Source organism: Mycoplasma testudinis ATCC 43263 (assembly GCF_000687795.1).
Taxonomy (GTDB): Bacteria; Bacillota_I; Bacilli_A; order Mycoplasmatales; family Mycoplasmoidaceae; genus Mycoplasmoides; species Mycoplasmoides testudinis.
Genome location: NZ_JHXT01000024.1, coordinates 1 through 16,496, shown reverse-complemented (window position 1 = coordinate 16,496; position 16,496 = coordinate 1). Strand labels below are relative to the sequence as shown.

General features: G+C 31.1%; 15 protein-coding genes and 2 tRNA genes. 13 read left to right on the top strand and 4 right to left on the bottom strand.

Annotated elements, in window-relative coordinates; translation table 4 throughout:
- On the bottom strand, positions 1–277 hold a 277-nt coding region (locus T384_RS06710; protein ID WP_036498677.1), incomplete at its 3' end, for a transposase.
- Between the two features lie 276 nt (positions 278–553).
- Between T384_RS06710 and T384_RS0105325 the strand changes: the two genes are divergently transcribed.
- The 6 genes from T384_RS0105325 (at position 554) to mtnN (ending at position 6,330) form a co-directional block, all read left to right on the top strand.
- Entirely contained in the window at positions 554–1,552 is a 999-nt protein-coding gene (locus tag T384_RS0105325) for an NAD(P)-dependent oxidoreductase (protein ID WP_036499332.1), read from the top strand.
- A 210-nt stretch (positions 1,553–1,762) separates the two neighbouring features.
- Positions 1,763–2,161, top strand: coding sequence for an AAA family ATPase (locus T384_RS07075; protein ID WP_052663590.1), 399 nt, complete (start codon positions 1,763–1,765; stop codon positions 2,159–2,161).
- Positions 2,162–2,163: 2 nt separating this feature from the next.
- Positions 2,164–3,003 (top strand): ATP-binding protein, encoded by an 840-nt coding sequence (locus tag T384_RS06705; RefSeq protein ID WP_052663589.1) that lies wholly within the window; start codon positions 2,164–2,166, stop codon positions 3,001–3,003.
- A gap of 11 nt (positions 3,004–3,014) precedes the next feature.
- Positions 3,015–3,419 carry a hypothetical protein gene (locus T384_RS06700; protein WP_211247137.1) on the top strand — a complete coding sequence of 135 codons (405 nt, stop codon included), beginning with the start codon at positions 3,015–3,017 and terminating at the stop codon, positions 3,417–3,419.
- A 479-nt stretch (positions 3,420–3,898) separates the two neighbouring features.
- A complete protein-coding gene (locus tag T384_RS06695) occupies positions 3,899–5,563 on the top strand; it encodes a DEAD/DEAH box helicase (protein WP_052663588.1) in 1,665 nt (554 codons plus the stop codon).
- A gap of 2 nt (positions 5,564–5,565) precedes the next feature.
- Positions 5,566–6,330 (top strand): 5'-methylthioadenosine/S-adenosylhomocysteine nucleosidase, encoded by a 765-nt coding sequence (mtnN, locus tag T384_RS07070; RefSeq protein WP_052663586.1) that lies wholly within the window; start codon positions 5,566–5,568, stop codon positions 6,328–6,330.
- 60 nt (positions 6,331–6,390) lie between these two features.
- On the opposite strand, the gene T384_RS0105300 is transcribed toward mtnN, so the two are convergent.
- Positions 6,391–7,203, bottom strand: coding sequence for a phosphotransferase (locus T384_RS0105300; RefSeq protein ID WP_027120141.1), 813 nt, complete (start codon positions 7,201–7,203; stop codon positions 6,391–6,393).
- A gap of 441 nt (positions 7,204–7,644) precedes the next feature.
- On the opposite strand from T384_RS0105300, the gene T384_RS0105295 reads away from it, so the two are divergent.
- Complete coding sequence (locus T384_RS0105295) at positions 7,645–9,201, top strand: hypothetical protein (protein WP_027120140.1); 1,557 nt, start codon at positions 7,645–7,647, stop codon at positions 9,199–9,201.
- A gap of 84 nt (positions 9,202–9,285) precedes the next feature.
- Here T384_RS0105295 and T384_RS0105290 read toward each other — a convergent pair whose 3' ends face one another.
- Positions 9,286–11,172 carry a hypothetical protein gene (locus tag T384_RS0105290; protein ID WP_027120139.1) on the bottom strand — a complete coding sequence of 629 codons (1,887 nt, stop codon included), beginning with the start codon at positions 11,170–11,172 and terminating at the stop codon, positions 9,286–9,288.
- Between the two features lie 429 nt (positions 11,173–11,601).
- On the opposite strand from T384_RS0105290, the gene rplM reads away from it, so the two are divergent.
- Together rplM and rpsI are read left to right on the top strand one after the other, a co-directional pair.
- On the top strand, positions 11,602–12,063 hold the full coding sequence (rplM, locus tag T384_RS0105285) for a 50S ribosomal protein L13 (protein WP_027120138.1): 462 nt from the start codon (positions 11,602–11,604) through the stop codon (positions 12,061–12,063).
- A gap of 2 nt (positions 12,064–12,065) precedes the next feature.
- Positions 12,066–12,458, top strand: coding sequence for a 30S ribosomal protein S9 (gene rpsI, locus T384_RS0105280; RefSeq protein WP_027120137.1), 393 nt, complete (start codon positions 12,066–12,068; stop codon positions 12,456–12,458).
- 80 nt (positions 12,459–12,538) lie between these two features.
- On the opposite strand, the gene T384_RS0105275 is transcribed toward rpsI, so the two are convergent.
- Positions 12,539–13,666, bottom strand: a complete 1,128-nt coding sequence (locus tag T384_RS0105275) for a glycosyltransferase family 2 protein (RefSeq protein ID WP_027120136.1) — start codon at positions 13,664–13,666, stop codon at positions 12,539–12,541.
- A 304-nt stretch (positions 13,667–13,970) separates the two neighbouring features.
- Here T384_RS0105275 and T384_RS0105270 point away from each other — a divergent pair, with 304 nt between their 5' ends.
- The 4 genes from T384_RS0105270 (at position 13,971) to T384_RS0105255 (ending at position 15,955) form a co-directional block, all read left to right on the top strand.
- On the top strand, positions 13,971–14,930 hold the full coding sequence (locus T384_RS0105270; RefSeq protein WP_027120135.1) for a phosphatidylglycerol lysyltransferase domain-containing protein: 960 nt from the start codon (positions 13,971–13,973) through the stop codon (positions 14,928–14,930).
- Positions 14,923–15,759, top strand: a complete 837-nt coding sequence (locus T384_RS0105265) for a hypothetical protein (protein WP_027120134.1) — start codon at positions 14,923–14,925, stop codon at positions 15,757–15,759. The genes T384_RS0105270 and T384_RS0105265 overlap by 8 nt, the downstream gene beginning before the upstream one ends.
- Before the next feature lie 37 nt (positions 15,760–15,796).
- Positions 15,797–15,873, top strand: a tRNA-Ile gene (locus tag T384_RS0105260).
- A gap of 6 nt (positions 15,874–15,879) precedes the next feature.
- Positions 15,880–15,955, top strand: a tRNA-Ala gene (locus T384_RS0105255).
- Positions 15,956–16,496: the final 541 nt, after the last annotated feature.

Sequence of the window (16,496 nt, the reverse complement as noted above, 5' to 3'; positions counted from 1 at the left end):
TCCCTACTGATGAACTAACAGTTTTTTCAATGAAACCATTCCGGCGATTGGAGTTTTCAGAACGCTCGTATTCGCTTCTTCCTAAATGTTCATCCATTTCGGCTTTAAGAAGTGCATTCAGTGGTTCAGAAAATACTTCTGTCATTGATTTAATTAAACTATTGGCACTGCTAGCATCAAAAATATCTGGGTTTCCTAGTACCAATTGGTTAAATTGGTCCATTACTTTTCGATAATTTTCAGATTTAGGTGGTTTTGGAGTTATTTTCTTTGCCATCTTGTTAATCATCCTTAATTAATTATTTGAATTTTAACACGATGCCAATTTAACACACTTATTTCATTACTACCAACGCTTGCTTAAATGTTGTTTACTGTGTGTTTTCATTGTTTTAGGTTAATTAAAATCTCTAAAAAACTACTTTTGGTTTTAAAACAATGCAAATATTTATCTATCAATGTGCTCTTTAGCAACAATAAATCTATAATATTAAAGAAATTAATAAGCGTTAACATCATCCTAATGATTTTGACGCGTATTCTAGGAGAAATTATGAAATTAATAGCTTACGGTGTTAGTTCAGACGTAGAAGCACCAGCATTTAAAAAAATTAACAAAAAATATGGTCATGACTTGAAGTTGGTGGAAGATCGTTTAACTATAGATACAGTAGATCAAGCTGCTGGATTTGAAGCAGTAATTATTCGTGAAAACGATGATGCAGGAAAAGCGGTTGTTGCTAAATTAATCAAACACAAAATTAAATATTTAATTACCAGGACAGCAGGATTTAACCACATTGATGTTGCACAAGCTAAAAAAGCTGGAATAAAGGTTGCTCGGGTTCCAAGTTATTCACCGACTGCAATTGCTGAATTAGCAGTATCGATGACAATGGCATTATCTCGCCACCCGCTATATTTTGCATATAAATCAGCTTTACACTATGACTTCACAGTTGAAGCTAACGGCTTTAGTAAAGAAATGAAAAACAGCACAGTCGGAATCTTGAGTGTTGGAAAAATTGGAGTTCAATACGCTAAGATGATGAAGGGGATTGGAGCTAAAACAATTTTAGGTTTTGATCCATACCAAAATGACGAATTTAAAGCCTTGGGTGGAAAATATGTTGAATTAGATGAATTATTAAAAAAATCTGATGTTGTTTCGGTTCACACTCCATATTTCCCTGGAAAGAACGAAAAAATGATTAATGCAGATTTTATTAAGAAAATGAAAAAAGGTGCAATTTTAATTAATTGTTCTCGTGGTCAATTAGAAGACGATGCAGCTATTTTAAAAGCCTTGCAAACTAATAAACTACATGCAGCAGGATTAGACGTTGTTGAAGATGAAGCACCTTTATTCAGAATGAAACACAAAAAGATTGATAACCCTGTTACTAAAAAACTTTTGGATTTATTTCCTCGTTGTTTAATTACTCCTCATATCGGTTGATACACTGATTCAGCTGTTGAAGGAATGATTACAACAGCATTGGAAGACCTTAAAGAATTATCTGAAATTGGTAAGAGCGTTAACGGATTATAATCTTTTAATTAACTAATTTATAACTCAACAAAGATATCAAGTATTGTTATGCGAAAGCTTATCTACTTGATATTTTTTTTATGATTTTTAATGCAGAAGCCATAACTATTTTGAGTAGGGCTGATAAATGCTATCGAAATTACAATTTGTATTCGGCAGATATGGAATTTAAATTCGGTAGAATAGGAATTTTGGTTTTATTTTCATATAATGATTTATAAGATAAACAGATCAATAAAAACAAAACTTTTAACTTATATAAGGGATTTTCCCGTAACTCTTGTTACTGGTGCTAGACAAGTTGGCAAATCAACGTTATGTTTGCAATTAAAAGATGAGTTATGCTGAAATTACGTTTCATTGGACATTGAGGAAAATCTAGATTTGGCGCTGTATGACCCTAATTTATTTTTCAAAACTTTTCCTTGTCCTTTAATTATTGATGAAATACAAAAAGCACCCTCACTGTTTAAAAAAATAGCGCCATTAGTAAATAAAGCAAGATATGAAAAACGCAATCCAAACGGAATGTTTATTTTAATTGGTTCTCACCAATATGAATTGATGAAAAATGTAACAGAGTCTTTAGCAGGAAGGATTGGTATTTAACTATGCCAACTTTATCGTTCAACGAGATCCAAGATCGAATAACTATTCCATTTGAAATTATTCCAGAAAAACTTTTGAGCTGAAATAACTCAAGTTTTACTAAAGATTTACTGTTTAAATTAATTGTAAGAGGTTCATATCCTGAACTTTACCGTAATCCAAAACTTAATAGTTCAAATTTTTACGATAGTTATTTAAAAACATATTTAGACAAAGATGTGGGTGAAATAGTTTCTGTACATAACAAGACGCTATTTAGAAAGTTTATTGAATTGCTAGCGTCCTATACCGGCTGCGAAATAATCTATTCAAATATTGCGAATAAATTGAGAATAGACATTAAAACAGTAGCCAGCTGAATTGGCGTTTTAGAAACTTCTAATTTAGTTTACTTTTTAGAACCTTATATTGAATCATCGTTATCAAAGCGAGTAATAAAACGATCTAAAATTTATTTTAACGATACTGGACTAGTATGCTTTTTATTAAAACAAAATGACCCATTAACTTTAAGTAAAGGAGTTACTAGTGGACATCTAGTGGAAACATACGTTATTAATGAAATAATTAAGTCATACGCTAATTCTGATGTTCTCAGCCCAGGTTTTTATTATTATCGCAATCGCGATCAAAACGAAATTGATTTAATAATGATCAAAAACGGAAAATTGAATTTGATTGAGATTAAATCAGGTGTTAGATATGGAGAAAGTGATATTAAAGCATTTAAGAAATTAGCAGCACCAGATTATGAGGTAGATTTATGTGCTGTTATTTGTACAGCCAGTATGATTTATCCAATTAACAAAAAAACTTATGTACTACCTATTAGTGTTATTTAAGGATATTAAAAATGCAACGTGTAGAAAATCATTTAACAAAATATTTAATTAAACCAACAGTCGAAGTTGTTGAGTGATGACTTGCTGAATGGGATAGACATCAAAATTATATTGATCAAGAAAATGCGCTAAATTATTTGTTTAATGAGACATTTAAATTTAACAATAATCTTAGTGAAATTCTAATAAAATGTAGTGTTTTAAACAATTTTTATAGCACCAATATTTACGATATATATTCTGTTGCGTCCCACATAAAAGACTTAAATATTGACAAGAGGTTATCAGAAGACGATTTATCCATTGTTAACGAAATCGCATTTGTTCCAAGTCTTAAAAAAATTTTTATTCTTTTGCTACAAAATATTGCAGTCATCATAATCCTGCAAATTACCCAATTTACGATTCGTATGTAAAAAAGGTTTTGTACTTTTACAAAAAGAAAGATAAATTTGATAATTTTTCATCAGATGATCTTAGAAACTATGAAGTTTTTCATAGGGTCTTGCAACATTTTCAAAAGTTTTATGCTCTCGGAAAATTTTCATTAAAGCAATTGGATCAATATTTATGGCAATTAGGTAGAAGATCTTTTCCTAACAAATACTAAAAAGAAGAACGAAAAATTAATTTGTCAAGTGAGTGAACTAAGACATTTAAATAAAAATTGAAGTTCATTCTTGACATACACAATTCACATATTTTCCATTGCCTGTTAAAAAAAAGGAAAATAAATTATAATAAGCACGACTAAATTAAGATGCAAGATTTGGATACCCCAATTATTGGTTGGCTATCTCTTGCATTTAAAAACTATAGTAATAGTAAATACAACTAAATCTATAAGAGTCATCAAAAGTCACTATGACTTATTTATCTAATATCAAAAAGCATTATGAATAACCCAAATTTTAAAAGCCTTGGCGTCAGCGACGAAGTCGTTGAGCAATTATCAAGGTCAAACATTACTGAACCAACTTCAGTTCAAATTCAAGCCATCCCTAAAATCTTAGAATATAAGAACGTTTTAGCAAAAGCTCCCACTGGAACCGGAAAAACAGCTGCCTTTGTCATTCCTATTGTTGAACATTTAAAAAAGGCGACTAGTCAAAATCCTCGTGCCATTATTTTAAGTCCAACCCGAGAATTATCAGAACAGATCTTACAAACTTTTAAACTCTTAAACTTTGGAACTAAATTACGAACAAGTTTAATCATTGGTGGTGTTAAAGAATTTCATCAGATTAAGACTTTACGTCAAGGGGTTGACATAGTCGTCGCTACTCCTGGAAGACTTCGAGATTTAATTTCTTCAAATAAAATTGATATCAATGAAATTAACCACTTTGTCTTAGATGAAGCTGACATGATGTTGGATATGGGTTTTATTGAAGATATTAAATTTATTCATAAAAGTCTTAAAAAACCAGCTCAAACTGTATTGTTGTCTGCAACTATACCAAAAAACATTCGTAATTTGGCAGAACGGATGATGCCTAATCATGAGTATGTTGAAGCTAAATTAGATGACGCTGATATTCCTCATATTGAACAAAGCGTATTCTATTTGGATTCTCGCCTTAAAAAAGATTTACTTAAAGCTTTAATCGAAAAAGATCCTAAAGTTACTTATATGGTTTTTTGTAACCGTAAAAGAACAGTAGATTTATTAAGCCAATTTTTGTTTAAACTTGGCATTAAAGCTCGTGGTATTCATGGAGATAAACCGCAAAATGTTCGGAAGAAAACAATTGACGCTTTCAAAGATGGGGCTACAACAGTTTTAGTAGCCACTGATGTTGCTGCTCGGGGAATTCACGTTAATAAAGTTGGAGTAGTAGTTCAATACGATATTCCTAATAACACTGATACTTATATTCATCGAATGGGGCGAACTGGTCGAGCTCATGAAAAAGGTCTTTGTGTATCTTTCTGTTCAGCTTTTGAAAAGGTTGATATGGATGATATTAACCGGAGAATGAAAAATGCAATTGAAGTCCGGGATGTTGCTGACTATGGTCTTGAACCAATTAGTATTCCCGAACGTGAATCATACCGGACCGGGTTAAATCCATCATACAAAGTTCAATCCCGATTTAATTCCAAATATAATAATGATCATCGACCTAGAGATCGTTATCAAGGAAATCGTTTTAATAATCGTCTTCGAACCGTCGAAACTTCAACTGATGGTAGCGGAATTAAAAAAGAATATGGTGATCGTCCGTTTAATAACCGTCCATCCCGTTTCGATCAAAATCATCAAAATCATGGTGGAGACACTCGTTCATTTAACCGATTTAGCCGTCATAATGACAACCGTAAAGATCGCAATGGTGAAAACCGCAGTGAAGAAGGAAGAAAATCATTCGGTAACAAATGATCACACGATTCACGTCGCGATGGAGATCGTCAAAATCGTTTTAAAAGAGGTCCGGGCGGTCCAAGGTCTTCTTTCTTAAAACAACGCGCAACTCAAAGCGGACCAAAAAGTAAATTAAGAATTGCCGAAAAGGTTATTAAAAAATCTAATGATTCAGATTCTGAATCCTTTATGTAAATGTGATTAACCATCTTGGAATATTAATTGTTAGTGTTGAAGAAGCGCAAGGTTTTATAAAAACCATTCAAAGACACAAAAAAACAAACCAAATAAAAATTATTAAGCAAACCAAAAGTTTGCTTACTTTTGATTTAGAAATGAATCAATTGTGAACTTCTTACTTTAATCAAAAACTCAAAAAGACATCTAGTCGCTTCATAAGGGTGAGTTTGTTCTATTCCAGAATTGGTAAGGTTAATGCCGCAATAGCAACAACAACTTTGATTAATAATGGGTGTGATTTGATTATTAATTTAGGAACTGTTGGTGGGATTAGTAGTACTTGTAAAGTTGGCGATTTATTTTTAGTTGATCAAGCCTTTTATCGCGATTTTGATTTGACTCCATTTGGTTATAAGTTTGGTCAAGTTCCGAATAATCCAATAACCTATTGTCTTGATTCTAGATTAATTAAATTAACGAGTAAATGGTTAAATACGACTCAAGTTTGTTATCAATTCGGGGGAGTAGCTACTGGAGACAATTTTGCAGATAAAAAGACTTTCAAGCTATTAAACGATAAAAATATGTCTTTTAAAATCGTTGATATGGAAGCAGCAGCAATCGCTCAAACTTGCTTGTTTTTCAAAACACCTTTATTATGTCTTAAAGTTGTATCAGACTTAATTGATTTAAAAAACAATAAACTAATTCATGAAAAAAATATGACTTTATGTACTGACGTAATAGGAACAATCGCCAAAGTATTATTGTTTGACATTTAAGTTATTAAGATACATCTCATTTCATAAAATAAATTAGAGCCAAAATAGAAATTAATTTTATTAACTAATTAGTTTTAAGTAATCTAGCATTAAACGTTTTGTGTTATTACGGTATGCCAACAGTTTTTCATTAAGTTCTGGAAAAAAAGTTCATTGGTATGCAAAACATGTAGTTGCGTATAAAAATTCTTTTATAATCTCATAATCTAAGGTTTTGAAATAGGTCTCACTAATTCTTTTTAAGTCTTTTAAGGGGTATTCAATTTCTCTTAAAAAATTGCATAAATCCCAATATTTATGGTTTCTTGTGCCTCATTCAAAATCTAGGAATGTTACGTTTTTATCGTCCCAAATTAAGTTTGACGGGCGTAAATCATTATGACTTGCAATTAATGGTAGGCTTTTATATTTTTCGATTAATTCCCGGTATTTGTTTCAAGCTTTTTCAATTCCTTTAAAATCAGCAATTTTTTCAAAACAATAAAAATCTCTTTTAGACATTTTTTGAGTAACTTTTAGTTTTTGAAAATTCCGCAATGTTTTTGAAAAAGCTTTAATAAATTTTTCACTACGGCATTCTGTGATTGTCGGGATTCGTCCTTCGACTCATTTTTTAATTGCATTACCTGTTTTATCATCATAATACACGAAGCCACCATAGTTGTCCATTGCCTTTAAAAACAATGATTCATTATTGCGATTGATTTGGATGTTGCCAATTCTTACTTGGAATTTTTGGTTTTGCTGATTCACCACAAAATATGAAGTATTGGTGAACCCCTCATTAATTACTTCCATTCTTGTTACTCGATTTTCAGACTCCGGCATTTTTGTTTCGAATAATTGTTTTATTTGATTAGTTATTGTAGACATTTGGTTTATCCCTTCCAACAAATTTCCATGTGAAATTACCTTTTCAAAATTATAGTAAGAATTTTATATAAAAGCAATTTTAAGTTAATAACTATGGAGATATTTTTATTGTTGTTAACTATAAATCCAATCGTTTTTTAAAGTATGTCAATCATTTTAATTTTCAATTTGGTCGGCTCAAATTTTTTAAAAATTGTATTGTTTTTTAATAAATATTTCAACAGCAATTATTTTTTAGTTATATTGTCTAGGTTGCAAGATTGATACGCTAATTACATATGCAAATGTTTACATATCGTTCCATCTGTTAAAATAGGTATTAAATACGACTTATAAGTCAAAAGCAGCTTTTTAAATATTTAAAATATAAAGCTTTTTAATCATCATCTTGCATCGCTTTGGCTTCTTAGTATTGTTTATCTAAACCCATGGATGTAAGATATGAAACAATCTAAATTTAATCTAAAAACTTGAGTAATTACTTGAAGCGTAATTGGTGCTGTCGGTCTTGTTGTACCTGTTGTGATGGTCTTGGATTCATCTTTTGATAAAGGTAGTGTTTTGCGAGAAGAAAGAGTTGATGAATCAATTGATAATATCGATCAACTCAAAAATCAAATATCAGAGTATTACAAAAAACTTGATATGGATAATTCGTTTGTGGTTGTCAAATCTTTGCAATCCGAACCATCTAGTGCGTTTGACGTTTCTAATAATTTGTCTGACGGGACATCTTTAGAGACTATTAATGTCAAACTTTCAAAACACATTCCTGAATTAAGTGAGAGTTTAATAAAGTCTGGATATAAAGCAGTTTTAGTAAAAGAACCCAATACTGATGCAAACCTTACTGGAACATTGAAACTACATTTAGTTATTCAAAAAGTAGATGATGGGAAATTAGAATCATTTACGCCTGACGGGTCAATCAGTTCAGATCTTACAAAGGTAGGTAAAATAATATCTTTAACTGGGTTTTCAACTCTAACTCCGCAACCAGTTCCACCACAACCTCAGCCCCAACCCCCAGTCCCTCAACCTGCGCCTGCTACTTTTAATTTGTTGACTCCTATGTCACCCATTGGAACAGATTTGCAAAGTCAATTTTATCGTTGGCGGATTCAATTTCCAGGAGTAACAACAAAACAGATGGCAATTTGATATTTGCAGGCTGTTGTTTCTAATAATAAAAAAGATGATTTTGTTAACCAAATCATTAATTTGTTTAATAATGATGCTAGCTTTCGAACGGACGTTTTTATAGTGACATTTAATCCTGAAGATATTGCTAATGTCGCGTCTGCTCAAAACGGATATTCCTCAACAGGAGATACTCTCGTTGCTGGAGGTCACAGTCCTACCGGAACAACGGGTGCACCGACAGGAGACAATAACGGAATGAACACAAGTTCCAAAATAAATGGTCTAGTTGGATTAAGAAAAGAATTGAATAATTTATTAAGTTTAAGTTCTTTCCAAAAGCCAGATATTAACAACCCTTATACTAATCCTAGTGCAATTGCTGTTGGTCAAGCAAATAACACAGGAAAAATTATTGGAGCTTTAGTTCCAAATATGAAAACGCAATTAATTCATTTAACCAATGGAGAATATAATGGGATAACTGTTGACAATACATTTTTGTCAAAATTATCATTTAGTGCAGATACCAATGGATCATCGTTGCCTGTTAGTTCGAAGTTTATTAAAAACCTTGATCTTTATCGAGCAAATCCAAGCCCCCATTATTATATGTGAGTTGATGATGACGGTTATTACAAGGGAATTGCTTTTAAACTAGAATTTGATATTAATGGAGTGTATGTAACTTTTGATAAAGCGTTAGCTATTTCAAAATCCAAAATTACTTTAGATCAATTAAAAACTAGTGATTTTTCTGGGCCTAATTTTATAGCTCAAGAGCTTTCAGACCAACGTGCCTTTCTAAAAACTTATGGTTATGGTTTAGCAAATTTAGTTTGAACTTATAAGCCTTAATTTTTGATTATTTGAATAAACAAACAATAAAAATATCAGGTTACAAATAACCTGATATTTCTTTTCGTATATGGGATTTGAAGATTAAACTGATTTGGTTAATGCGCCTCTAAAGTAAGCAACGTAGTTAGCAACAATACTATTTGCAAAATCTTGTTGTTGATCTTGGTGATAATATCAATACATAATTTGTCCAATTGGTAAATCAACTGTTTGATTTCCACTATTTGCTGATTTAGTGAAGTCTTTGTTATTTGTACTTGTTTGACTATATTGAGCATTAACTGGTACAGCAGTAATATAAGCATTACCACTAGAATCAAGTGTTACTTTTTGTTTTTCGTTTAAAGTAAACGATAAATCTCCTCTTCCGTTTACTGTTCCATTTACGACTGTGCTTCCGCCATTTCTAGCTTGTTCTTGATAATTGTTTAATAACCAACTTCAAGTGAAAGTTGTCGAATTATCAGTCGGAGTAGTTGCTGATTTAACAGAGGCATCAAAAGCAGATGGATTAAAATTAGCAATTTGTCGGTCTTCAAGAGAGTCTGAACCAAAAATTCAAGTAACTTGGTTTCCAAATTTAAAAGAAATCATGTAACCATTAGTTCAAGCGTATCTGTCACCTTTATTATATCCAGCTTTAATTTCAATTCGTAATTGATTTAAGGCTGTGGTATTAGTTCGTTGTGAGAACATTACACGTAACATATTTGTAACATCGCTAGCGATGCTATTGTTTCAATTATTTTGTAAGAATTGACTAACTTGAGCTTGACTCATATTTTGAAGTCCAATTGAATCATAATACTTTTGGTTAATTGGACTTCATGGATTTGAATTGCTAACCAATCCTTTGGTTTCGCTTGGCGGCAAGACAAAACTAAAGAATCCTTTAACTGTAATCGTTATTTGTTTAGTTTTAACCGACTGACTAGAAGTCGCTGGTAAAGAAACATTATAAGTGTAATCAATTGCTGACTTATTATTTTGATTAGCTGCAGCACTTACAAAAGTTGCAGTTCCACCATTAGCATTTTGAGGTGTTTTGATTGTGTAGTATTGTGTTGGATTGACTAACGCTTGACTAACAAGAATACTAGAATCATTTGAAGCCGCACTTGCGTTTGCTCCAATAAATAAATCTGCTAGCTGATTAACAGTCATCGCAAATCCTGTAATATGTAAGAACACAACATCAAGCGAACCAGAATCTCCGTAAGAATAAGAATAACTTAATTCAACGGTTGTTCCAGAATTAACTATTCGTGAAGATACATATGTCAATTTTATATTTTTGTCGTGTTCTGGTAGAGTTCCGTAAGCCAATTCCAATTGTTGTTGGTCAACTTTTCCGTTAACTACAATCTTATTTAAGGCCTCTTGTGCTGATAAATTGTCATATGCTGCTGTGTGAACGCGATCTGGTAGTAATGTTCGGATTTCAGAAGTTGGTGGGTAAACATTAGTTATTTGAAAAGTTACATTGGCGGTTTGATTGTTTGAAGATGCTGATAAACTAATATCAATGTTGCTACCATTTACTTTTGCTGTAATTGATTTTTGATTAACAATAATGTTAGCTGGAACACTCACACTGTAATAATTTGCTAGTTCGCTATAATTTCCTGTTATTTTCGCAGCAATTGAATCTGGAGTTTCGGTTTCGTGTCCTTCGGTAATTGGCTGATTAACAAAGATTTTAGCAAGATCTTGATTTGTGAATGTTGTACTATGAGTATTTTCATCAGGTTTATTGTTGGGTTGTGGTGTTGTTGGTTTATCATCACCGCTGTTAGCAGCGGTTGTATCTGCTGTTTTTTTATCTGAACTTGGCTGTGAACTTTTGGTTGTGTCTGCTTGTGGTTTTTGCGTCGCTTGAGAACAACTTGCAGCTGTAATTGCAACAACACTGGTCACGCCTAATAAGGCAAATGATGAAGATCATTTGAGTTTTCTAGATTTTTTCATTCTGCTTCCTTAAAGTTAAAACTTTTTAGTAGATTCAACAATCAAATTTAATAGTTTTATAAAAATTGTTGGAATCGGATTTGACATCGGTTTTACGAATTGTAAACAGCAATATCCACAAAATGGATTATATGATTATACCTATATATATTAATTACTGTGGTATTTTCTTTATGTGTAAGGGCTTCATAACCGCTACAACTAACATGAAATTTTCTTCAAATTGATTGTGTTTTACCTTTTGTTTTGCAGAAATAATAATCAAAATTTATAAAAATTGATTGAAATATTAGGGTTTTTATACTTTTTTCCTTATTTTTGTGTCTTTTCATATATAATTTATTTGCTTTGGGCGCTCTTACCAAGCGCGATATGGAAAATAAAACAAAGATCTTTAATTAAAAGTCGAGTCGACTATAAAGGTTTTTTATGCAAAAGACAACAATGTTAAAAAAAGAAGCAGCAATCAAAAATCGAAAATGATTTGCGGTCGATGCTTCAAACTTGATTTTAGGAAAGTTAGCTGTTAAAGCAGCAGATTTATTACGTGGAAAAAATAAAGCGGACTTCACTCCAAACCAAGATTGTGGTGATTTTCTAATTATTTATAACACTGATAAAGTGTTGCTATCTGGCAACAAAGCTTTGACAGAAAAATGATACCGTCATAGTCAACACATTGGCGGGATCAAAAGTCGTACAGGAAAAGAAATGTTGGAACAACAATCTGACAAATTGGTTTATGGCGCTATAGAAGGAATGCTTCCTGGAAACAGAATTAGCAAATTCATTATTCGTAAATTGAAGGTTTATAAAGGACCCGAATATAAAGAAAGTGCTCAAAATCCAACTGTATTAGATTGATCACCTAAAAAGAAAGGAGTTAAATAATTATGGCAGATAAATCATTTTATGGATTAGGACGTAGAAAATCGTCTGTTGCCCGTGTTACTTTAACTCCTGGAACTGGAAAAGTAACTGTGAATAGACGCGATCCTTCACAGTATTTTCCAAACAAAATCGTAATTCAAGATATGGAACAACCATTGGAATTGACCAATACAAAATCTCTATACGATATTAATATCGTTGTTAGTGGTGGCGGATTCACTGGTCAATCCGGTGCGATTCGTCTAGGAATTGCGAGAACTTTAGTAAAAATTAATCCAGACTTTAAGAAAATGTTAAAGCAACGGAAGTTAGTGACTCGTGATGCTCGTTCTAAAGAACGAAAGAAATTCGGTCTTTATGGTGCCCGAAGAGCTCCACAATTTACCAAGCGTTAGTTTTTAAAAAACAATGTATAAAAGTGCAAGTTCATAGCTTGCATTTTTTTTATGTTTCACTTGTATTAAAATGTTTTCTTTTATTTTTTAAAACCAGTTGTTTTGCTATAAATTTCAGTCGTACTAATTCTTCCAGTCAGATTCTTTGTGTTTTTATTTAAAAACCGTAAGTCCGAAACCTTGTCTACATTTGGTTGAAGAATTCTAATATCTAACGATTTAACTAGCTCAAGAAACTGTAAGATGTTTTTGTTTTTTGAATCTTTTAGATTTAACGCATTGAGTCGATAAAGAATTCCGTGTTGGTTTAAAACCGTCGCTAAGTGGTAGATGTATTTAGTTAGCAATTCGGGATTATTTGAAATGTTTTTATAATTTTGTTTAGTAAATCATGCTTCAAATAGATCACGAAAAAATTTATTTTCGATGGCAAATTGTTTTGTAAAGATATCAATTTTATCAAAGCGAGAAATCGTTTGATAAAGAACGTGAATTTGATGGGATAATTCCAAAATTGAATTGGCATCTAGGGGAAATAAAATGCCACTTTTATTTGAAATATGAGTATAACTATCGTCTTTCATACTGTAACAACTTGTTGCTTTTAGAAAAAGAGGATAAATGACAGCAAAGTCTCCAGATTCATCTCCTTGAATAAACCTTAAATGTAAATTTTTGAAAAAATCTGTCTTAATAAAAATATTCCAAGCATGCGGGTATACATTCAATAAATATTTTTGAGGATTGATTAAATTGTCAAGCGGAACGACTCCATCTATTAACGGGTCTTCTTTTCGGAAGAGGCTATTTTCTTTTTTAAATTTACTTTGCGGGACGAAAAGATCACAATTATGCGTTTTTTGAGTATATAAGAACGTAAAAAATAAATCTTTGGAATGAAAATAATCTTGGTTATCTAAATAATAAAAGTAAGGTGTTGAAGTATTGTCAAGTAGTGTATTCCGGGCTATCCCCATTCCATTTGAACGAGCATTGCTTAAAACTTGGATATTAATTTGTTTATTGTTTAATTTGAAATAATTTAATTTTGATAGGGTTTCATCATTTGATCCATCATCCAAAAATATAAATTTTAGTGAATTCAAGGATTCTAAATGCCGGATGGATTGGAAAAGTCTAGGTAATGCTTTTGCGTTATTGAAACAAGTTACTAAAATGGAAACCATTGGATTCTTTAATAATGTCATTTTTTATTCCATTAACTTTTTTATTTTTAAAGATGACGGCATTGATTAACATAATTTAATGTTCATCCATATCTATATATTACTATTGTTAGATGCAAAAATGATGTTAAAAATGCTGTTTTTTGTGAAAAAAAGAGTTTTTTCGTTAAAAATATGGCAAAAATTGCAATATGCCTGATCATTGCATTTATAAGATTTAAAAAAAGTTGTAAAATTATTGCGTTTATTTACCTCTAACTAAGTTTTGTAAGAATCCGTTGCAAAAATTTTTATTGATAGATTTATAAAAATATTTTTTAAATATATGGCCACGATAAATCAGAAAACTGTTTTAGATTTACAAGCGAAAATGGACATCGTTAATCCGAAGTGTGTTTTCTCTGCTTTTACATATTGATCATGAAATCATTATGGAATTAACTTGGAATACGAATTTTCACAAGAAACTCCATCGATTTTTTTTATAGCTAATTCAAATGTTCAATATCTTAATTACACGAATGATGTTTACAATTACGAGATGCCAGATCAAGATCATAATAAGCATCAAATCTTAGCTCCGATCACCCCAAATCTTGAAATTTTTGTTAATGTTCTTTCAAAACAAATTTCTTCAATTATGGCTCATTGTGCTAAATGCTTAGGGGTTTATGTTGACGACATTACTAATGAACAATTAGAAGCATTAGAACGTAAATTTGAAATTCAAAAAATATTTACAGTTCGTAGTAATTATTTATACACGCGTGAACAACTTGAAAAAATGGGTGGAAAAAAGATGCAAAAAAAGCGGAACCACCTTAATTTTTATTTAAAAAATTTCGCTGATAAAACAGTTATTAAAGAGCTCTTTGAAATCCCTTTCAGCGAGATAATGGCTTACCTTCAAAACTGAAGTTCTCTTTATACAAAGTTTGATACTGAAGCTGAACTTGAATTTGTAAAAGAATGTGAAGACTTCATCAAGCAAAAAATTATTAAGGGGATAGGCATTTATTTAGAAGGAAAACTAATTGGTCTTACAATTAGTTTTCAGCATGGTGATTATTGTGAAATTCTTGTAGAGCATGCCGCCAAAGATGTTCATGGATCTTATCAGTATTTAATTTCTAAAAATATTTCCATTAATCATCCAGATGTATTATTTATTGATCGCCAAGATGATATGTGATCAGATCAACTTGACCACATTAAAAGAACTTATAAACCAATTGAAGTTATTGAAAAACACTTTCTTTTAATAAAAGGATTGAAAAATGCTTAATAATAAATTTTCACCATTAGCTTTTCAGCAATATAAAAAAGCTTACTTAAAAAATTTTTTAGAAGATAGCGAAGATTGTTTTAATTTTACAGTAGACCATTACATTAATTCAGATCAAATTTTTATAACTGAAAATAACGAAGGTAATTTTGAATTAGGAATGATGGTTCTTCCAAAAAAGATTATTTCAAATAACCAAGAGTACTCTGCAGGGCTCATTTATGGATTAGTAGCAAGTGATCAAGCACGGGGTACTGGAATCCTTGCCAAGCATTTTCCAATGTTCTTAGATTTATTAAGAAGAAAATACGATGCAGTTATCATTCAATCTGATCATTGAAAAATTTATAAAGATTATCCGTTTATTGATGTTGGTGAGAGTGTTATTTACAAAAATAAAACCCCATTTATAAAATTAGCTAATATTTACGAAGATTATAGCGGTGATTTAGCTGCATCAATGGTTTCTATCTATGGACGTTATCTTGAAAATTTCAATATTAAAAATTACGTTGCTTATGACTTGTTATCTTTAAGCAAATTTTTAAAACTAGCTTTTTTAAATGACGAAAATGTTTATATGGTTCCTGGTGCATATGCCATTTATGACCGCAAAACTCATGAATGTAACAGTGTTGTTTTTGAATCATATGATTGCTTAAAGAATTTACTTAGTCAAATTCCAGAGGGTTCAAATGTAGTAATTAGTAAATTGTTTGATGTTAGTGGTTTTGAAAATTTAAGTCAAGTGGAACAATATGTGTATACAAAGCAATTAAAAAATGACGAAATAAATTTATTTCCCTTGTTGTTTAATGAATTAAATTAAAAATTATAATGTATAATTGTTACGCTTTTTGTAGCATGGAAGTATAGCTCAGTTGGTTAGAGCACACCCCTGATAAGGGTGAGGTCGATGGTTCGAGTCCATTTACTTCCACCATTTTATGGGGATGTAGCTCAATTGATAGAGCACCTGACTTGCAATCAGGAGGTCGAGGGTTTGACCCCCTTCATCTCCACCATTAAAATTTCAGCCACCTAGTCATAGGTGGCTTTTTTATTTGCTTTTTGAAAATTCTGATTATTACAAGTATTTCAGATAGTTTCAAATCTAGTGGTAAGAAAAAAACAAATATATGCTATACTTCTTAAGATTAGAACTTTTAGAAATTTTAATTAAAATAATTTTCGTTTCTGTTTTCAATAAATTCTTTAAATAAATTGTTATGAAATAAGTTTACTTTAAATCTTTGGTAGTAATGAAATAAGTGTGTTAAATTGGCATCGTGTTAAAATTCAAATAATTAATTAGGTAGTAATGAAATAAGTGTGTTAAATTGGCATCGTGTTAAAATTCAAATAATTAATTAAGGATGATTAACAAGATGGCAAAGAAAATAACTCCAAAACCACCTAAATCTGAAAATTATCGAAAAGTAATGGACCAATTTAACCAATTGGTACTAGGAAACCCAGATATTTTTGATGCTAGCAGTGCCAATAGTTTAATTAAATCAATGACAGAAGTATTTTCTGAACCACTGAATGCACTTCTTAAAGCCG